This is a genomic window from Haloleucobacter ellipsoideus (genome assembly GCF_052491725.1).
The window spans coordinates 34,971-54,713 of sequence record NZ_JBQWAR010000010.1; the positions used below are offsets into that span (position 1 = coordinate 34,971).

A 19,743-nucleotide genomic window follows, 5' to 3' on the forward strand; every position below is an offset into this window, starting at 1 on the left:
GGACCCATCATCGCGCCCGCCTCATCCCGTGATGAGGCGGGCGCGATGGCGGAAAAGCCTCAGGCGGCTGCTGGGACGGCACGGCTGTTGCGCCGCCCGATCCAGTCCGCCACCACGGAAAAGGCCGTGCACAGCACGAAATAGACCGCGCCGGTGAAGAGGAAGATTTCCGCCGGATAGATCTGGGTGCGGTTGTTCACCTGATTGGCCAGAGTGGTGAACTCCGGCACATTCACGATGAAGGCGAGGGATGTGTCCTTGATGAGGGAGACGAACACCCCCACAAAGGATGGCACCAGATTGGGCAGGGCCTGCGGCAGCAGCACCAGAAGCAGCACCCGCAACGGTGAGAAGCCGAAAGCGATCCCCGCCTCGCTCTGCCCCTTCGGCAGGGCGGCCAGCCCGGCAAAGGTGGTGTAGAGCACCGCCGCCGAGGTGAACCATGCCAGCGCCAGCACCACGGAAATCGAATCCGGCATGTTTCCGCCCAGAAAGATGGGCACGATGAAATAGAGCCAAAAGATCACGAAGATCAGCGGAATGCCGCGGATGAAATCCGACCACAGAAACAGGATGCGGCGGATGGGGCCGGGAAAGAGCCAGGCCAGCACCGCCCCGCCAATGCCCAGGGCCAGCGAGAGAACGCCCGCCAGCACCGCCATGATGAGGGTGAGCAGCAATCCGCCAATCTCCCCGTCGCCTGTCCGGCCCCAGAGCAGATAGGGCAGGTTGTCGACAATCACCGAGATGTTCAGACCAAGGAACTCGACAGGATCAGCCACGGCCAGCCTCCCGCGCAATGAGGGCAAGACGCGGATCAATGGCCTCATCGGCATCGTCCCGCGCGGTGATGGGGCGCTGTTCCGCCCCGATCGGGGAAGGGCCAAGACGGGTCAGCACGAAGCCGATGACCAGCCCCAGAATGAGATACAGCGCCGTGCCCACGGCAAAGGCCTCGAAGGCATGGGCGTTGTAGCTCTCGATCTGCCGCACCTCATAGGTGATCTCCGAAAGGCCGATGGCAGTCGCCAGAGAGGAGAGCTTCATGATGTTGAGATACTGCCCCACCACCGGCTGCCAGGCATTGGCGACAGCCTGCGGCAGCAGCACATGCGCCAGAACCTGCGGAGCGGAAAAGCCCTGCGCCTCGGCGGCCTCGCGCTGGCCACGCGGAATGGCGGCCAGTCCGGCGCGCAACTCCTCGGCCAGAAAGACCGCGCCGAAAATCGACAGGCCCCAGGCGGCGCAGATGAATTCCGGGGAGATGAGATCCAGCCCCGCAAGCCACTCGCTGCCCAGATCGGTCTCCACCACCCAGTTGCGGAAGCCTTGCGGCAGAAAACTGTAGGCGGCAAAATACCAGAAGAAGAGCTGCACCAGCAGCGGCGAGTTGCGGAACACGGCAATGACGCTCACCGCCAGCGCCTGTGCGGGACGGACATGCGAAACCCGCAGCCCCACCAGCACAACCGCCAGAAGGCTTGCCCCTATGCCGGCGGCAATGCTCACCGCAATGGTGGTGACAATGCCGGTGATGAGCCATTGCAGCGGTGCACCGCTGAAAATGGCCGCCCAATCAAAAACGCTGGCTTCAGGCATCGGCTTCCTCCACTTCCCGGCTCTGGGCCGGTGAGAGCAGTTGCGCGAGAAAGCGCTGGATTCGCGGATGTTTCTGGTTGTCGAAGAAATCCTCTGGCGCAGTATCCGCCAGCACGCGCCCGCCATCGAGAAACAGCACCCTGTCGGCAATTTCCCGGGCAAAGCCCATTTCATGGGTCACCACCACCATGGTGGTGCCGCTGCGGGCAATCTCCTGCATCACCGCCAGAACTTCGCCGATCATTTCCGGGTCCAGCGCAGAGGTGGGTTCATCAAACAGGATGATTTCCGGCTGCATCGCCAGGGCACGGGCAATGGCCACGCGCTGCTGCTGGCCGCCGGAAAGCTGGGCGGGCTTGAGATCGGCCTTGCCGCCCAGCCCCACCCGCTCCAGCAGGGCATCGGCCCGGGCATTGGCTTCGGCCGAGGAGAGGCCGAGCAGCTTGCGCGGCGCAAGCGTGATGTTCTCGCGCGCGGTGAGATGGCCATACAGGTTGAAGTGCTGGAAGACGAAGCCGATCCCCTCGCGCAGCTTCTGCAATCTGCGCCCGGTGAAGCCGCTGGTGGGTGCACCATTGATGAGGATTTCGCCATCGGAGAGCGTATCCAGCCGGTTGATGAGACGCGCCAGCGTGGATTTTCCGGAGCCGGACGGGCCGCACACCACCACCACCTGCCCCTTCTCGATGGCGAAGCTGATGCCGCGAATGACCTCTGTCTCGCCCCAGCGCTTGTAAACCCCGCGAAACTCGATGGCCGGCACCGGCAGGATGCCTTTAGGTTCGCTCATGTGAAATCCCCTGATTAGCGAAACGGCAAAAGCCCCCTCCCCGCAGGGAAGGGGCAGTGCGCATCACGGCTTCACGATCGTGAAGTTCCGCTCTTCCGGGGTTTTGGAACCCTTGCCGAACCACTGGTCATAAATCTTCTCGGCGGTGCCATCGGCTTCCAGCTCCACCAGAATGGTGTTCACCGCCTCCAGCAGCTCGGGCGCATTGCGCGGCACGCCCACGCCGATATCCTCGCGGCTCAGCAGCTCCGGCAGGATCTTGTATTTCGAGCCATCCGGCGCACCGGCCAGCAGGCCGGCCAGAATGGTGCTGTCCTGCGTGATGGCCTGCACATTGCCCTGCCGCAGCGCGGTGAAGGCGGAGGGGATGTCATCGTAGGAGAGCACCTTCGCCTTGGGGTAGCGCGCCTTGATGGTCTGCTCACCCGTCGTGCCCTTCACCGCCCCGATCCGGGCTGTGGCATAGGCATCCAGCTCATCGGGCGCACCTTCCGGGGCCACGAATTTCTGGCCCGTGACGAAATAGGGCGTGGAGAAATCGACCACCTTGGCCCGCTCCGGCGTGATGGTGATGTCGGCGACGATGAGATCCGCCTTGCCCGATTGCAGCAGGGGAATGCGATTGGCCGGATTGGTCGCGATGAGACGCGGCTTCACCCCCAGCTTTTCGGCAATGATATTTGCAAAATCAATATCATAGCCCACAAGCTTCTTGGTTTTCGGGTCCACGGTGCTGAAGGGCGGGTTGGAATCGAACACCGCGATATTGATGACCCCTGCCTTGCGGATCTCCTCCAGCTTGTCCGCCCGGGCTTCTGCCGGCAGGAAAGCTCCAAGGGCCGCGGGTACAGCAAGGGCGGCGATCACCGCCAGACGTCGAAATGAAAAGGTCATGGGCACCATCCTGCGGGAAAGAAACGGATCAGCAGGCCAGGACGGCGCTGCTTCGGATGGTTGATAGTGAATTTAATCTATAAATTATGTCAACTTAATATGAAGTCGAATATCGCCTCATTTTCCGGCGAATACTTGCGCATTCAGAACGACAGAACCCTCCGCTTCCGCCAGCCGGAGGGCCGGGCGAAAGACGCAGGGGTGCTTCACACGCTCACGGCAGCCCTGTCAGCCGCCCGCACCTGTCCCAGGGCACCGCCCGGAGAGCCGGGCGGCACGGGCACGGCCTTCATCCACACCGCGACAGACATGCCGGCGCAGAAGACAGGACACGCGCCCTCATGTGCGCCGGTTCCAGGGCGCGCGGGCCAGAAGCAGGCCCAGCCCGCAGGTATCCGTAATGCCGGCAAACACCAGCCCGGCCCCCACAAAGGCGGAAAGCAGGATGAACAGCGGGTTCACCAGCCAGGCCAGCAGCACGCCCAGCAGAACCAGTGAGCCGGCGGCAATGCGCACCTGCCGTTCCAGCGCGATCACCTTCACCGTGCCGCGCACCACGGGATAACCGGCGCTGTCCCAGCCGGACGTGCCACCCTCCACCACGATGACATCCGTATAACCGCTCTTTTCAAAAGCCGTGGCGGCAAGCTTCGAGCGGTTCTGGGTGCGGCAGATGAGATAGAGCGGCTCCGTGCGGCGCACCTGCCCGGCCCGCTCCAGCGCATCCGGGTTCAGGCTGTCGAGCGGTGCACTCCGGGCCTCGGGAATATGCACCTCGGCAAATTCGGCCGGTGTGCGCACGTCCAGAAGCGTGAGTGGACCCTGCGCGATCCTCTCGCGCAGGGTTTCAATGGTGATGAGGGTTGCCATGGCGTACCTTCAGTTGCGCGGCAGGGCATGGAGCGCCTCGACCAGCGCATCCACATCCTCGCGGGTGTTGTAGAGCGCGAGCGAGGCACGCACCGTGGTCTCCACGCCGAAACGGCGCAGGGCCGGCTGGGCGCAATGATGGCCGGAGCGGGTGGCGATGCCGCGCTTGTCGAGGAACAGGGCCACCTGTTCCGTATCCCTGTCCCGGAGCACGAAGGACAGCACGCTGGCCTTGTTGCGCGCGGTGCCGATGATCCGCAGGCCGCGAACGGTGGAGATCGCATCCGTGGCATAGGCCAGAAGCTCATGCTCATAGGCCGCGATCGCCGGCAGGCCAACGCTTTCCAGATAGTCCACCGCCGCGCCCAGCCCCACGGCGCCGGCAATGTCCGGCGTACCCGCCTCGAACTTTTCCGGAATGCCGTTGAAGATGGTTTTCGAGAAGGTGACATCCTTGATCATGTGGCCGCCCCCCTGCCAGGGCGGCAGGTTCTCCAGCAGCGCCGCCTTGCCATAGAGGATGCCGATACCCGTGGGCCCGAACACCTTGTGGCCGGACAGAACGAGGAAGTCCGCATCCAGCGCCTGCACATTCAGGGGAATGTGGGGCGAGGACTGCGCGGCATCCACCAGCACCGGCACACTCTGCCCATGGGCCAGGGCGATGATCTCCTCGATGGGATTGATCGTGCCCAGCGCATTGGCCACATGGGTGATGGAGACCAGCTTCGTGCGGCCATTGAGCAATGCGGCGAACTGTTCGAGGATCAGCTCGCCCCGGTCGTTCACCGGCGCCACGCGCAGCACCGCGCCCGTCTGCTGGGCCAGAAGCTGCCAGGGCACGATGTTCGCATGATGCTCGATATGGGAGACGATGATTTCGTCACCCGCACCGATATGCGCCCGGCCGAAGCTCTGCGCCACCAGATTGATCGCTTCCGTGGTGCCACGCACGAACACGATCTCGCGGGTTTCAGCCGCACCGATGAAGCGGCGCAGCTTCTCCCGCGCCCCCTCGAACAGGTCGGTGGAGCGCTCCGCGAGCGTATGGGCGGCGCGGTGGATGTTGGAATTGTCCTTTGCATAATAGTCGCTGGTCGCGTCAATCACGCTCTGGGGCTTGTGGGTGGTGGCGGCATTGTCCAGCCACACCAGCGGATGACCGTGCACCTGCTGGTGGAGCGCGGGAAAATCACGCCGCACCCGTTCCACATCGAACCCGGCCAGCACCGTGTCATGGGCCGGAGCCTTCACCGTCGCCGGCACGCTGCGTCCGCGCGCCACGGGGGTGGCCGGTCGCCCCGGCAAGGCGCGGGACGTGCCGGGGGTGAGGAAGTAGAAGTCCGCCCCCGCATAAGGGTCCGCACCATAGGGCTGGTCCACCACCCGGATGCGCGACCAGTCATCGGCTCCGCCGGCCGCCGGGGGTGAGGATACCGGAGCATCCACCCGCCCGAAGGAGGGGCTGTCCACCCCCACCGTGCGCAGATGACGCCCCAGATCGAGCCCCCCGCTGTCCACACCGCCGCTGCTCGCGGGCACCGGCCCTGTCTGCTCCAGCGGATCGAGAACCGGATGAACAGGCGGCAGGGTACCGCTCACCTGATGGGGATCGGCATGGCCGAGGGTGACACTCGACGGCACATCCTGGGAGGTTTCCACCCGCCGCGTCTCCCGTCCCGGCAGAAAATCCGTGCCGGTGTCCACGGAAGGCAGGACGAGATGGCTGGCCCCGGGGGCAGCCGCGGCCGGCACGAAGGCCGCGGCATTGAACGGGACCGGCGCAAACAGCTCGGTAGGAATGGCGGTTTCGGCAAGGGCCGCCGGGTCCGCATCCGGCCAGAAGGTCGAAAGCGCGGGCAGTGCGGGAACCCCCGCCCCGGACCAGCCGCCCGGGGGAATGGACGCGCCGGGTAGCGGGGCGCTTGCGCCCCGGCTGAATTCATTCCAGATCTCATTGGCCAGACGGCCAATGAGCTGTGTCTGGAAAGGATCACCGGGCAGGCCCGTGATCTCTGGCGGGAGGGACGCGCTGGAGGCGCGCGGATCAGGCGTAGTCATGGTAACGGCCGATCAGCACGTTATCGAGGCGTCCAATGGCATCTTCCACCAGCACCGCGGCGGAGAAATAGCGGGTGACCAGATGCGAGGCGATGGAGTGCTCGTTGGTGCCCGAATAGCGCACCGACAGGCCCGGCTCCACCTCACCCGTCACACCCACCTTCTGAAGGCCGACGGCACCCTGCTCCGCCTCACCCACGCGCAGCAGCAGGATGGAGGTGGTGGCGACACCGGTCTGCGGATCGACCTCCACCGGCACCTTGTCACTCGGCACCAGCGGAATGCCGCGCCAGGTGAGGAAGGGCGAGCCATACAGATGCACCACCACCGGCGGCACACCGCGACGGGTGGCCTCGCGGCCAAAGGCGGCAATGGCGCGCGGATGGGCGACAAAGAAGGCCGGGCGCTTCCACACCAGCGCGATCAGGTCATCGAGATCATCCGGGGTGGGCGCGCCGGAGCGGGTGGGAATGCTGAAGCCCGGCGCCACCTCATGCAGCAGGCCGAACTCGGCATTGTTGAGCAGCTCCCATTCCTCGCGCTCCTTCACCGCCTGCACGGTGAGGCGGATCTGCTCGCGCAGCTGGTCGATCTCGTTGGAATAGAGATCGGTGATGCGGGTGTGCGTGTGCAGCACGGTCTGGATGGTGGAGAGATGATATTCGCGCGGATGCTCGGCATAATCCACATAGGTGGTGGGCAGCAGCGGCTCTCCGGCATGGCCGGACAGAAGCTTGATGATCCGCTCACCGAAGGCATTGGTGCGCTGGTCGGCCTTGCCCAGGGCCTGGACATTGGCGGTCAGCTTTTCTGCGAGCCCTTCGATATGGGCCAGCCTGTTGACATCAAGGGTGAGCAGGGTGGCTTCGGACAGCGCCTTGATGGCCGGGGAGTGGACGCTCTTGTTCTCCAGCGCCTCGACGCCGATATAGTCGCCGGTGGTGGCCAGACGCTGGCGCAGCGGGCCGCCGAACGGGCCGCCAATGGTCAGCTCCACCGTGCCCTCAGCCACCACATGGAAGTGATGGGCATCCTTGTCCTGCTCGGCGGCAACCTCACCGGGCGCATGACGGTGGGAGGTGAAGGCGCCGGCGATGGCGGCAAGGGTCTTGTCGTCAAGGTCGGCGAGCACGGGAATGTGGCGCAGGCTGGAGGGCTCGATGGTGCCGTCCGCCTGGATGTTCAGCAGGCCCGGACGCGGCACCACGACGGAGCGCCGGTTGACACGATAGACCCCGCCCGCAACATCAACCCATGGCAGCAGCCGATGCAGCCAGCGCGGCGTATTCTCCGCATTCTGGACAACGGTGACGGTCGCGGTTGCAAGATTTCTGGCCGCAGCCGCGCTCACGCTCAATCTCAGGTCACTCATGCGCACACACTCCTCTTGTCCGCCCGGCGACAGGCCGGGCGGTGAAGCTGGAAAAACAGATGAAAATGAAAGGGTTGGAGGTCAGATTCCGTCGCCGAACAGCTGATCCATGGTGAAGGCCGGCTGCTGGTTGGCGGATTGACGGATGATCTTGGCGGGTACGCCGGCAACGGTGGAATGGGGTGGCACGTCATTCAGCACCACCGCGGCGGCGGCCACACGCGTGCCCTCGCCAATGGTGACATTGCCAAGCACCTTGGCACCCACGGAAAGAAGCACCCCACGGCCGATCTTGGGATGGCGGTCCCCGCGCTCCTTGCCATTGCCGCCGAGCGTGACGTTCTGGAGGATGGAGACATCATCCGCCACCACGGATGTCTCACCAATCACCACACCCGTGGCATGATCGATGAACACACCTGCCCCGATGCGCGCGGCGGGATGGATATCCGCCTGAAACACCTCGGAAATCCGACTCTGGAGATTGAGGGCGAGGGTGACGCGCCCCTGCTCCCACAGCCAGTGGGCGACACGATAGGCCTCCAGCGCCTGCAACCCCTTGTAATAGAGGAACGGGTCCAGATAGCGCCTGCAGGTGGGGTCCCGGTCCCGGATCGCCTCCAGGTCACGCACCAGCGCCCCGGCCAGTGTGGGGTCCGCCGCAAAGGCGCTCAGGCTCAGGTCACGCACCGCCAGCGCACTCAGGTCACCACCGCCGAGGCGCTGGCCAAGGCGATAGGAAAAGGCCGTTGCAAGATCATGCTGGTCCAGAATGGTGGCCTGAAGCGCGGCCGAGAGGAGCGGCTCCTCCAGAACGGCGGCTTCCGCTTCACGACGCAGGGTCTGCCAGAGGCCGGTGTCACGGGCAGCAATGTCCACTTCCGGTGCGCTGCGCACCGCTTCGATGCGGATTGGAACGAGATTCACGCTGTCCCCCTGGGTGACCTAAAATCCATTAAATCTATAGAAAAAGAAAACATAAAGCCCGTCAAGGAGATTCTTCACGTTCCGCGTGCGTCTTAGGTCGATAGGGGATGGCCGGGAGGGGCATGGAAAACACCCGTGAACGGCCATGAAACGGCTGCCCACAAGGCGTGCGACATCGTGCGCTGTCCGGATGCCAGCCCTTGCGGGGCGGCCCGGCCTGCTGGCGCATCAGGCGCGATGGGGCGGGCGCCTGCGCACCCGCCAGCCGCATTCAGGGCGCGGAGACTGAGAACTGGCGGCGGTTCTTCGACCGGCGGGGATTGAGCGCATCCCGCATGGCGAGGCTGGAATGAATGCGCGTCACCCCCGGCAGGCGGGAGAGAATCTCCCCGTGGAGCGCCTCATAGGCGGCTGCGCTTTCCACTTCCACACGCAGCCAGTAATCGACCGCGCCGGTCATGAGAAAGCATTCGCGAACCTCCGGGCGCTTGCGCACGGCGGCCTCGAAACGGGCGAGATATTCCTCTGTCTGTCGCTCCAGCGTCACCTGCACCAGCACATTGACCGGATCATCCCCCCGCCCCACGCTGCTGGTGAGCACCGTATAGCCCCGGATGACGCCAACGGTTTCAAGCAGCTTGATCCGCCGGTGGCAGGCCGAGGGGGACAGGCCGACAGACGCGGCAATGGCAGCATTGGAGGCGCGCGCATTCTGCCGAAGCTCTTGCAGAATGGCCGTGTCGATCGCATCCAGTGTCGTGGTCATATACTGCACTTCTTTCGAAGATCATTCGAATTTGCGCATCATAGCAGCACGATGTTCGACAGATCATCCGAATTTTCCGCCATTTCTCACATAGGATAGGCCCATGGTGCGCCTGCCGTGTCGCGGCTGTCCCATTCGGCTCGGCCATTGGTCCGCGGTGGATTATGATGTGTGCAAGGGCGGCATGGCATCCAGGAGTCTGTCGGCATGAAAATCGCTGTTCTCGGCAGTGGCGTGATTGGCGTCACATCTGCCTGGTATCTGATGGAAGCCGGACATGAGGTTGTCGTCATCGAGCGCCAGCCCGGTCCCGCGCTGGAAACCAGCTTCGCCAATGCGGGCCAGATCTCGCCCGGCTATGCCTCGCCATGGGCCGCGCCCGGTATTCCGATGAAGGCGCTGCGCTGGCTGTTCTCCGAACATGCCCCGCTGATCGTGCGCCCACGGCTGGATCCGGCCATGGTGCGGTGGCTGGTCGCCATGCTCGCCAACTGCACGCCATCGGCCTATCGGCTCAACAAGGGCCGCATGGTCCGCCTCGCCGAATTCAGCCGCGATGAGCTGATCGCCCTGCGCAACCGCACCGGCATTGCCTATGACGGGCGCAGCCGCGGCACGCTCCAGCTTTTCCGCGAACAGAAGCAGATGGATGGCATTGCCGGGGACATTGAGGTTCTGAAGGCCGATGGCGTGCCTTTCGAGGTGCTGGACCGCACCGGCTGCATCACCGCCGAACCCGGCCTTGCCAACAGTTCCGCCAGCTTTGTGGGCGGCCTGCGCCTGCCCAATGATGAAACCGGGGATTGCTTCAAGTTCACCAATGCGCTGGCGGATCTGGCCCGCGCCAGGGGCGTCACTTTCCTCACCGGGCGCAGTATCAGGCGCATCGTGGCCGATGGCTGCAAGGTGAGCCATGTGGAAACGGATCAGGGGGATGTGAAGGCTGATGCCTATGTGGTGGCGCTGGGCAGCTACTCCCCCCATCTGCTGCGCCCCCTCGGCCTGCACCTGCCGGTTTACCCCGTGAAGGGATATTCCATCACCATCCCGATCACCGATGAAGCGCGTGCGCCTGTCTCCACCCTGCTGGACGAAAGCTACAAGGTGGCCATCACCCGTCTGGGTTCACGCATCCGCGTGGGCGGGATGGCGGAGATTTCCGGCTTCAATCTGGACCTGCCGCCCCGCCGGCGGGCCACGCTGGAGCATTCGGTCAACTCCCTCTTCCCCCGTTCGGGAGATCTGGGCCAGGCCAGCTTCTGGTGCGGCCTGCGGCCGATGACCCCCGACAGCACGCCAGTTATCGGTGGAACATCGCACTCCAATCTCTTCCTCAATACCGGCCATGGTACACTGGGCTGGACCATGGCCTGCGGTTCGGGGCGTCTCATCGCCAGTCTCGTCAGTGGCGATACGCCACCCCTCGACCCTGCGGGACTGGATATTTCACGTTACACGTCCTGAACCCCATTCTTTGCCAGAGGAACCCCGTCAATGAGCATCACACGCATCAATCCCGGTCCGCGCATGAGCCAGGCCGTCATCCATAACGGCACCGTCTATCTCGCCGGGCAGATCGGCGCACCGGGCGAGGATGTGGAAACACAGACGCGCGCTGTTCTGGCCGCCATCGACGCTCTTCTGGCAGAGGCCGGCACGGACCGCACCCGCCTTCTGCAGGCCACGGTCTGGCTGGCCGACATGGCCGATTTCGCCGCCATGAACCGGGTATGGGAAGAATGGATCGGGCCGGGCCAGGCGCCCACCCGCGCCACGGGTGAGGTGCGGCTGGCGACACCCGACTACAAGGTGGAAATCATCATCATCGCCGCCCAGCCCTGAGGCACGCGGCACTGCCGGCGCGGATGCCCGGCACCAACCATCATCCGACCCGCCGCCGGAGCATCTCCGGCGGCGGGTCTGTATCCGGACGTGCCCCATGGCGCGGGCCGGGCCGGAGGGCAAACGCGGTATGCCGCGCCGCCCCCGCTTCAGGCCCTGCTCACTCCAGCGCGTCCGCCACCGCCTGCCCGCAGCGCGCGGTATTGGCGGTGCCGCCCACATCCGCCGTGCGGGTGGAGGGGTCGGCCAATGTGCGCTCAATGGCCCGCATGATGGCGGCCGCGGCCTTTTCCTCTCCCAGATGGTCGAGCATCATCGCCGCCGACCAGATCTGCCCGACGGGATTGGCGATGCCCTTGCCGGCAATATCCGGGGCGGAACCGTGCACCGGCTCGAACAGCGAGGGGAAGGTGCGGTCCGGGTTGATATTGCCGGAAGGGGCAATGCCGATGGTGCCGGTGCAGGCCGGCCCGAGATCCGAGAGAATGTCGCCGAACAGGTTGGATGCGACCACCACGTCAAACCGGTCCGGATTGAGCACGAACTGCGCGGTCAGAATATCGATATGATACTTGTCGGTGCGGATTTCGGGATAGGACGCGCGCATCTCCTCCACCCGCTCGTCCCAGTATGGCATGGTGATCGCCACACCATTGGACTTGGTGGCCGAGGTGAGGTGGCGGGCCGGGCGCTTCATCGCCAGCTCGAAGGCATATTTGAGAACCCTGTCCACGCCATGGCGCGACATCACGGTTTCCTGCACCACGATCTCGCGGGGGGTGCCGGGATACATGCGCCCGCCGATGGAGGTATATTCACCCTCCGTATTCTCGCGCACCACCCAGAAATCGATATCGCCCGGCTTGCGGCCAGCCAGTGGCGAGGGCACGCCCGGCATCAGCCGCACGGGGCGCAGATTCACATACTGGTCGAACTCCCGGCGGAACTGGAGCAGCGAGCCCCAGAGCGAAACATGGTCCGGCACCGTATCCGGCCAGCCCACCGCCCCGAAGAAGATGGCATCGGAGGTGCCGATACGCGCCTTCCAGTCCTGCGGCATCATCTCGCCATGGCGCGCATACCAGTCGCAGCATGCAAATTCATGCCATTCCGCCGCGATGGTGAAACCGTAAAGAGACGCTGCCTTTTCCAGAACGCGCATGCCTTCGGGCATCACTTCCTTGCCAATCCCGTCTCCGGGAATGACAGCGATGCGATAGCGTCGTTCAACCATGGATATAGCTCCTGCCTGTCTTGGATGATGAGAAAAGGATTGATGGCCATGGCCGGCGCCGCCCCGCCCGGACAAGCCTTCCGGTGCAGGGAACGCCGCCCGGATACCCGGCCGGGGCGTTCGGGTCAGGACGCCGGAGCGCCCCCGGAAAGGCCTGCCCTAGAAGCGGATGCTGAGGGCGGCCTGAAACCCGTTATCCGAAATTCCACCGCCAAGCTGGCCTGAATAGAACACGCCCAGACGCACATTCTCGCTGACATCCGTATCAAGCCCCGCTTCCAGAAGGGCGGAATCCCGCACCAGCGGCAGGCCAGTGCTGGCAAAGGCCATGCTGCCGGCGAAGGCTGCGAGCACGGCGGGCTGGTCCCCGCCCCAGGCATGCTGCCACCCCGCCGAGGCGCGGGCCGAAATGCGTGTCTCGCCCTGCACGAAAACCGGCGCGCTGAAACGCATGCCGAGCGTGCCGAATGTGGCATTGCCGCTGAGGCTGGACAGGTGCAGCGCGGCGATATTTCCCTTCTCCTGAAGGTCATCGCCACTGAAGGACACATAGGCGAGATTGGCGAAGGGCTCCAGCTTCAGCCCGCCCAGCTCCATCCGGTAGCCCAGCTCGCCGAAAACCTGCCCGGTTCCGGCATTGAAGCCGGATTCCAGCGCCCCGGCCACCATCGGCAGGCCGGGCGTGCGGGAGGCGGAAATATCATGCCATGTCTGGCTCAGCCCCACGCGCAGGGAGAGCGCGCCCCACTCACGTCCGCCATAAAGGCCCACGGTGTAATTGTCGCTGGAAAAGGAGGCGCCCAGATCCCGCAATGATGCCGTCGTGCGGCTGTATCCTCCCAGAATGCCGATGCGCCAGTCCGAGAACAGTTCGCGATCCGCCCCGGCATAGAAGCCGCCAATGTCACGCTTCACGCCCGCATGGCCACCGGCGGCATCCTGATGGCCGAAAGCACCGAAGCCCTGCATCCAGACATCCGTGCCCATGCCGGGCAGCAGCCTGGCGCCGCCCGGCTCCTCCACCGGCTTCACAACGATGGCGGAACCGCCAGCCCCGCCAGAAGCGGAGCGCAGGCGCCCCATGGCCGCCTCCCGCGTGAAGCGGCTGTCTTCCAGCATCACCGTTTCGAGCGAGGCATAGGCCTGCCCGGACATCTGCTCGAAGCTGCGCCCGGCCGCTGCCATATCGGGAAGCCAGGCTGCGGCCGCAACCAGCGCGCTGGCCTCGGGCATGCTGTCCAGTGCAAGGCCCACCGCGATCTGGTTTCCGGTGCGTCCGGCAGAGACGAAGCTGCGCGCGCGCGTCACGGAAAGTGCAACGCTATCAGCCTCATACAGCGCCTCGACAGCGGCGAAGGCGGATGACGGCCCTGCGAGGGTGGTGAAGCTGCCGGAAAGGCCATTCTGGGCCGTGGCCACCACATAGGTCCCGAAATGGGCCGGGGCAAACAGCCCGTAGCGCAAGGTGCCATTGATCTGCGCCGCGCCATCAACCGCAAGCTGGTCCGCCGCCCGGCCCCCCAGCCGCACGGAAAGCTCGGCGGCATTCCCGGCCTGATAATCGCCGCTGATGGAAAGGGTGCCAAGCGCTCCGGCAGTGCCGGGGGCGATGAGCCCTGCGCTGTGCACCACGCCTTCACTGGCCTCCACCGCGCCCGACCCGCCAAGATAGCCGCCCAGAAGGGTGAGGGTTCCGGTCGCCAGCACGCCACGGGTGATGATTCCACCTGCCAGTATGCGCGTATCGAGAACGGTGGTCAGGCGGCTCCCGGGAGCGATGTCCAGCAGCGCCCGGCCATGGGCCAGAGTGAGGCTGTCGATCGTCGGCGACATGTCCACATGGATGGTGGAAGCCCTGGTGAGCGAGACATCATAATAGCGCCCGAGCATGCCGCGCGGTCCGGTGAAGGCGCCGTTCACATTGTCCGGCACCTCGCTGAAGCCCTTGTCATCGCGCCAGGCGGAAGGGTTGCTCCAGTTGAAGGTGCCGGCCAGCGCGCTGGTGGTGCGCAGCGGATTGTTCTGCGCCAGCCATTTCGAATAGTTCTGGATGAACTCCCAGCCGCTGACAACGCCATAGCGCAGCGTGCCATCGGGCGCGGGCTGGAGAAGGCCGAGAATGCCATACTGGACGAGACTGCCATCCTCCATCACCAGAAACAGCGGCCCGCCGCTGTCACCACCGCCATTGCCGGCCTGCCCGGCAGGCACCGGAACCCCATCGGCCGAGAGGCCATACAGGTCCGGGGCATTCGGATCGGCCGGGTTGCGGAACTGGGCGGTGATCATCGACATCTCGCCGGTGCGGTCGAACGGCCAGAGCTCATAGGCGCCCACCACGGTCTGCCCGTAACGGCGGCGGCCATCGCTCGGCGCGTCGAGCGCCGGGTCATCCGGATCGGAATACATGCCGGCATCCAGCCCGGTGCCATATTGCCCATAGCCCACAATCGTGGCCAGCGCCCCCTTGGCCGGGTCAGCCGCATCATCTCCCACCACCTGCACCGGCGTGATGGAGGTAACCGGACGGCTGAGGGAAATCAGGGCGATATCATTGCCGAACCGTGCATCCATATAATCCGGATTGACCAGCATGCCGGAGGCGGACTGATCGTTGGGCGTATGTCCCGTCATGCTGTCGGGTGCAAAGCCAAGGCGAATATCCTTGACGCTCGACAGGGTTTCCGTGCGCGCATCCCACATGCAATGGGAGGCGGTGAGAATGGTGCGCGAATTGATGAGGGTGCCGGTGCACAATCCCCCGCCCGTGTCGGTCTGGGTCAGGACACTGACGACATTGTCGTGGACATTGGCGCTGTCATAGATATTTGCGGCAGCCTGCGTGTTGGGCGCCACATCATTGTTGAAGACCAGCGCCAGTGCCGGCTGCGGCATCCAGAGCGCCGCGCAGGCCAGGGCCAGACCGGAAACGCCGGCCTTCAGCCGCCGGCTCTGCCGGGGCAATGACTGGTGGCGCAATGCGCCTGCTTTCACGCTGTTCGCCATGCTCGCCCCGCTCCGCACTCCGCCCTTTACAAAGCGATGCCACAATGCGGGCCAGCGCGCTACGATCGACAAACGACGTCAGGGAAGCGCCGCGCGAGAAATCGGCACATGTGACAAAAGTAGCACGTCGCCACACTGTACATCACGGTGCGCATGAGGGGCGCGGAGGCGGGAGAGTGGTTGGCCATACAACTTGAGATATATTGCTCGATATACAATATTTCTCATTATATTCGCAATTATAGATGGCCTCTCATGCTCCGGCCCATGCTCAATCAATGACTATAAAAGGGCGTAATGTCTGGCTGTTTCCGGGGTGAGGCAGCCTGACATCGGTGGATCGCCCGGGGATTCAAGATTCAACAGAAGTTATCACGGAAGCACATGACCTTCTGAAGACCCCCACCTTCGAAGACCACCGGGATCAAACTGGGGGTCTGCATGACGCCGCTCAGCTGAGCTTTTGAGGAAGAATGGGTTCGCGTCCGGAGGTCAGCACATCGTCCAGCATCTCCAGACGGTCCTGCCCCCAGAACGGTTCGCCGCGATAGAAATAGAAGGGCGCACCAAAGAGCTGCCGCTCAATGGCTTCTGCCGTCAGATCGGCCTCGCGCCCATGCAGGGCCGGATCATCCGCGCGGGCCAGAAGCGCCTGTCCGTCAAGGCCGCTCTCATGCGCCAGCCGCACCAATGTATCCGGGTCGGCAATATCGAGCTCATCCGCCCACACGGCCTTGAGGCCGGCATGCACGAACCGGCCCACATCCGCGCCATCATCCAGCGCGGCCAGCAGCATGCGATGCCCCAGCGCGGGATCGGCCGGATAGAATTTCGGATGGAAAACCAGCGGGATATTGCGAATATCCCTCCAGCGCTCCATCTCCACCAGCCTGTAGGATTGCCTTTGCAGCGGCCGCTCCCGCACCGGCTTGCCGCCACCAGCCGCAAAGACCTTCAGAAGGTTCACCGGCTTGTAGATCACCTGCGCATCATGCCGGGCCACGATCTCCTGAAACACCAGGCTGCCGATATAGGACCACAGGGAAATAAAGCTGAAATAATATTCGATCTGCGGGCGATTGGAGTCTGGGATATGGGCAGTCATGGCATCATGTTCCGATATAGGCGGAAAGAATTGAAGGGTCGGCGGCGATGGTTTCGGCAGGGCCATGACGCACGGTGCGGCCCTGATCCATGATGTAGACATGATCGGCCATTTCCAGCGCGATCCCCACATCCTGCTCAACCACCAGCAGGCTTGTGCCCGCCGCGCGAACCTGCTGGAGGGTGAGGACCAGCTGGTCCACCACCGCCGGAGCAAGGCCGAGGGAAAGCTCATCGATCAGCAGCAGGCGGGGAGAGGCCATGAGCCCGCGGGCAATGGCGCACATCTGCTGCTCGCCACCGGACATGGTGGTCGCATCCTGATTGCGCCGCTCCGCCAGACGCGGAAACAGCGCATACATCTTCTCGATATCGGCCCGGATGGCCTGTTTGCCATCCTTGCGCCGGTATGCGCCGAGCATCAGATTGTCGTGTACGGAAAGACCGGTGAACAGGCGACGCCCTTCCGGCACATGGGCGATGCCCTGCTCCACGAAATTCTGGGGCGATGCCCCCGTCAGATCGCGCCCGCTCATGCGGATATGCCCGCCAATGGGGTGAAGCAGGCCGGAGAGCGCCCGCAGCAATGTGCTCTTCCCCGCACCATTCGAGCCGATAAGGGCGGTCGTCGTGCCTTCACGCACCTGAAGATCGGCTGACCAGACAACCTGAATGTCGCCATAGGCCACCTGAAGCGCTTCGACATCCAGAAGAATGGTGCTCATATGCCTGCTCCCGCCATGCGCTCGGCATATCGCCGGCCGAGATAGGCCTCGATGACCATCTCGTCCGCCATCACCTGTGCCACGGGCCCATCCGCGATCAGCGCGCCATGGTGCAGCACGATGAGCCGCTGGGCGGTGCGGGTGACAACCTTCATCAGATGCTCGATCAGGAAAATCGTGATGCCGCGTGCGGCAATGGCGGCGATCAGTTCCAGCGCCGCATCGATCTCGGCCGGATTGAGGCCTGCATTCACCTCATCCAGCATCAGCAGCTTGGGCTGGAGCGCAAGGCTCTTGGCCAGCTCCAGCCGCTTGCGCCCGGCAAGGGTGAGGGCAGCGGCAGGCTTGTGGGCCTGACTGGTCAGCCCGCAGAAATCGAGATGCTCCGCCGCGGCATCGCGCGCCTGTGCAATGGAGCCGGCTCCGCCCGCGAACAGCGCCGCTGCTGTCACATTCTCAAGCACCGTCATGGCCGGAAAGGGCTGGACGACCTGAAAGGTGCGGGCAATGCCAAGGCGGGCGATCCGGTCCGGCCGCTCGCGGGTAATGGTTTGGCCCGCGAACCGGACCTCTCCCGCATCTGCCTTGTGCACGCCGGTGATGACATTCACCAGCGTGGTCTTGCCCGCGCCATTGGGGCCGATGAGGCCCACGATTTCACCGGGCCTCAGGGTGAGGCTGATATCGGACAGCGCGACCAGACCGCGAAACCGCTTGGTGACGCCCGAAAGTTCGAGAAGCGGGGTCATGATGCGCGCTTTCTCCATGCCATGAGGCGTGCAAGTCCGAAACCGCGGGCCTCACTCAGGCCACCGGGCAGGAACAGCACCAGAAGCACCACCATCAGGCCGAGTATGCCGGCGTGGAACTCCAGTATGTTGCGCCACAGCAGCTCTTCCAGCGCCAGATAGGTGAAGGCGCCGAATATGGGCCCGAAGACCGTGCCGACCCCGCCCAGCAACACCATCAGGATCGGCTTCACCGACATCGCGCCATCATAGACATCGGTAGGGTCGATATAGGTGACCCATGAGGCATAGATGCCGCCCGCGCAACCGATGAACAGGCTAGACAGGATGAAGCCCAGCGTCTTGGCCCGGCGGGTGTCGATGCCGATGATCTGCGCGGCATCCTCATTCTGGGCGATGCAGCGCAAGGCCATGCCGAGACGCGAACGGTCCAGCCACAAGGTCGCGCTCATGGCGATGGCGGCCAGCCCCAGCATGGCGGCAAGATAGAACTGCGCCTGCCCCATGACGCTGCCACCCACCAGCGGCAGATTGATGCCCATGCCACCGCCGGTCACATCCGTCCATGAGTTCGTCACCTCGCGCAGCACTTCGGCGATGACGAGGCTGGCGATGGCGAAATAACGCCCCCGCAAATGCAGGATGGCCGAGCCCAGAAGGCCGGCGAACAGGGCCGCGCCCCCGCCCGCCAGCACCACGGCGAGCAGGAGGGGCGCGCCATTGTTCTGGGCCACGGCGGTGACATAGGCCCCAAGGCCGAAGAAGGCGGCTGTCGCGAAGGAGGGATAACCCGCAAAGCCCCCGATAATGTTCCACGACAGGGCAAGCGTCGCATACATGCCGAAAATGGTGGCGAGGCGGATGACATAGGCATCCGTCTGGCTCAGCGCCGCAAGGGCGAGGGCAAGAACGACAAAAGGCAGGGCAAGGCGCCACATCAGGCAAACCCCCGCTTGCCCAGAAGGCCGGAAGGACGCACCGCCAGAAGCAGAACCAGCAGGATGAAGGCCAGAGTCAGCGCATGTTCCGGCCCCAGAAACAGCGCGCCGAAGCTCTCGATCACGCCAAGGGCAAAGCCGCCAATCACCGCTCCGGGTATGCTGCCAAGCCCGCCGAGCACGCAGATGACGAACGCCTTGCTGAGATAGCCGGCGGAGGCCACGGGCGAAATGGGGAAAATGGCGCTGAGCAATGCACCCGCGCTGCCCGCCATGAAGACCCCGAGACCGAAAGCCAGCGCATAGGTCCAGCGCACATTGATGCCCAGCAGGGCGGCGGCATCCCTGTCCATGCGCACGGCGATGATGGCGCGCCCAAGCTGGGTGAAACGCAGCAGAAGCGAAAGCAGGCCCACAAGCGTCAGGCCGATCAGCGTGGCATAGATGCGGTCTGCCGGCACCACGATGGAGCCAAGCTCGAACACCCCCAGCGGTGGGTCCAGAAGGACCTTGCGATAATCCGCGCTGAACAGGGCCAGCATGGAATTGTCGAGGAACAGGTTCAGCCCGAAAGTGAGAAGCAGGGTGATGAGGAAGGGGCGCGTCATCACATGGTTGATGACGAGCGCCTGCAACCCCACGCCCAGAACGAACAGAACCGCCCCGGCGAACGGCGCGAACAGAAACGGGCTGATGCCCCAATACTGGTGCGCGAAGAAGGCCAGATAACCGCCCAGCACGATGAGCGAGCCGTGCAGGATATTGATGATGTTCAGCACACCCCACACAATCGAGAAACCCACCGCGATACAGGCATAAAGCCCGCCAACGGCCAGCCCGTTCACAAGAACCTGCAACCACAACAT

The 19,743-nt window shown here is 64.3% G+C and carries 18 protein-coding genes; 2 read left to right on the forward strand and 16 right to left on the reverse strand.

Annotated features, from left to right (window positions below):
* Nucleotides 1-59: 59 nt before the first annotated feature.
* From ACT6QG_RS00940 to ACT6QG_RS00980, 9 genes are all read right to left on the reverse strand, one after another.
* Nucleotides 60-782, reverse strand: a complete 723-nt coding sequence (locus ACT6QG_RS00940; protein ID WP_444975726.1) for an amino acid ABC transporter permease — start codon at nt 780-782, stop codon at nt 60-62.
* A complete protein-coding gene (locus ACT6QG_RS00945) occupies nt 775-1,599 on the reverse strand; it encodes an amino acid ABC transporter permease (protein WP_444975727.1) in 825 nt (274 codons plus the stop codon). The genes ACT6QG_RS00940 and ACT6QG_RS00945 overlap by 8 nt, the downstream gene beginning before the upstream one ends.
* The gene (locus ACT6QG_RS00950; RefSeq protein WP_444975728.1) at nt 1,592-2,389 is read right to left on the reverse strand and encodes an amino acid ABC transporter ATP-binding protein; all 798 of its coding nucleotides are present in this window, start codon (nt 2,387-2,389) and stop codon (nt 1,592-1,594) included. Before ACT6QG_RS00950 ends, ACT6QG_RS00945 begins: the two co-directional genes overlap by 8 nt.
* A gap of 63 nt (nt 2,390-2,452) precedes the next feature.
* A complete protein-coding gene (locus tag ACT6QG_RS00955) occupies nt 2,453-3,283 on the reverse strand; it encodes an ABC transporter substrate-binding protein (RefSeq protein WP_444975729.1) in 831 nt (276 codons plus the stop codon).
* A gap of 339 nt (nt 3,284-3,622) precedes the next feature.
* Nucleotides 3,623-4,153 (reverse strand): rhodanese-like domain-containing protein, encoded by a 531-nt coding sequence (locus ACT6QG_RS00960; RefSeq protein ID WP_444975730.1) that lies wholly within the window; start codon nt 4,151-4,153, stop codon nt 3,623-3,625.
* Between the two features lie 9 nt (nt 4,154-4,162).
* Nucleotides 4,163-6,214 (reverse strand): SufS family cysteine desulfurase, encoded by a 2,052-nt coding sequence (locus ACT6QG_RS00965; protein ID WP_444975731.1) that lies wholly within the window; start codon nt 6,212-6,214, stop codon nt 4,163-4,165.
* The gene (locus ACT6QG_RS00970; RefSeq protein WP_444975732.1) at nt 6,201-7,586 is read right to left on the reverse strand and encodes a family 2B encapsulin nanocompartment shell protein; all 1,386 of its coding nucleotides are present in this window, start codon (nt 7,584-7,586) and stop codon (nt 6,201-6,203) included. The genes ACT6QG_RS00965 and ACT6QG_RS00970 overlap by 14 nt, the downstream gene beginning before the upstream one ends.
* A gap of 81 nt (nt 7,587-7,667) precedes the next feature.
* Nucleotides 7,668-8,483 (reverse strand): serine O-acetyltransferase, encoded by an 816-nt coding sequence (gene cysE, locus ACT6QG_RS00975; protein WP_444975772.1) that lies wholly within the window; start codon nt 8,481-8,483, stop codon nt 7,668-7,670.
* A 301-nt stretch (nt 8,484-8,784) separates the two neighbouring features.
* Nucleotides 8,785-9,279, reverse strand: coding sequence for an Lrp/AsnC family transcriptional regulator (locus ACT6QG_RS00980; protein ID WP_444975733.1), 495 nt, complete (start codon nt 9,277-9,279; stop codon nt 8,785-8,787).
* 207 nt (nt 9,280-9,486) lie between these two features.
* On the opposite strand from ACT6QG_RS00980, the gene ACT6QG_RS00985 reads away from it, so the two are divergent.
* Nucleotides 9,487-10,743, forward strand: a complete 1,257-nt coding sequence (locus tag ACT6QG_RS00985) for a D-amino acid dehydrogenase (protein WP_444975734.1) — start codon at nt 9,487-9,489, stop codon at nt 10,741-10,743.
* 30 nt (nt 10,744-10,773) lie between these two features.
* Nucleotides 10,774-11,121, forward strand: coding sequence for a RidA family protein (locus ACT6QG_RS00990; protein WP_444975735.1), 348 nt, complete (start codon nt 10,774-10,776; stop codon nt 11,119-11,121).
* Nucleotides 11,122-11,281: 160 nt separating this feature from the next.
* Here ACT6QG_RS00990 and ACT6QG_RS00995 read toward each other — a convergent pair whose 3' ends face one another.
* The 7 genes from ACT6QG_RS00995 to ACT6QG_RS01025 all read right to left on the reverse strand — a co-directional run bounded on the left by ACT6QG_RS00995 (nt 11,282) and on the right by ACT6QG_RS01025 (nt 19,743).
* Nucleotides 11,282-12,355 carry a tartrate dehydrogenase gene (locus tag ACT6QG_RS00995; RefSeq protein ID WP_444975736.1) on the reverse strand — a complete coding sequence of 358 codons (1,074 nt, stop codon included), beginning with the start codon at nt 12,353-12,355 and terminating at the stop codon, nt 11,282-11,284.
* 159 nt (nt 12,356-12,514) lie between these two features.
* The gene (locus ACT6QG_RS01000) at nt 12,515-15,361 is read right to left on the reverse strand and encodes an autotransporter domain-containing protein (protein ID WP_444975737.1); all 2,847 of its coding nucleotides are present in this window, start codon (nt 15,359-15,361) and stop codon (nt 12,515-12,517) included.
* 451 nt (nt 15,362-15,812) lie between these two features.
* Nucleotides 15,813-16,466, reverse strand: a complete 654-nt coding sequence (locus tag ACT6QG_RS01005) for a 2-hydroxychromene-2-carboxylate isomerase (RefSeq protein ID WP_444975738.1) — start codon at nt 16,464-16,466, stop codon at nt 15,813-15,815.
* A gap of 4 nt (nt 16,467-16,470) precedes the next feature.
* The gene (locus tag ACT6QG_RS01010; protein ID WP_444975739.1) at nt 16,471-17,190 is read right to left on the reverse strand and encodes an ABC transporter ATP-binding protein; all 720 of its coding nucleotides are present in this window, start codon (nt 17,188-17,190) and stop codon (nt 16,471-16,473) included.
* Nucleotides 17,187-17,939: an ABC transporter ATP-binding protein gene (locus ACT6QG_RS01015; RefSeq protein WP_444975740.1), complete on the reverse strand. Its 753-nt coding sequence runs from the start codon at nt 17,937-17,939 to the stop codon at nt 17,187-17,189. Before ACT6QG_RS01015 ends, ACT6QG_RS01010 begins: the two co-directional genes overlap by 4 nt.
* On the reverse strand, nt 17,936-18,877 hold the full coding sequence (locus ACT6QG_RS01020; protein ID WP_444975741.1) for a branched-chain amino acid ABC transporter permease: 942 nt from the start codon (nt 18,875-18,877) through the stop codon (nt 17,936-17,938). Before ACT6QG_RS01020 ends, ACT6QG_RS01015 begins: the two co-directional genes overlap by 4 nt.
* Entirely contained in the window at nt 18,877-19,743 is an 867-nt protein-coding gene (locus tag ACT6QG_RS01025) for a branched-chain amino acid ABC transporter permease (RefSeq protein WP_444975742.1), read from the reverse strand. The genes ACT6QG_RS01020 and ACT6QG_RS01025 overlap by 1 nt, the downstream gene beginning before the upstream one ends.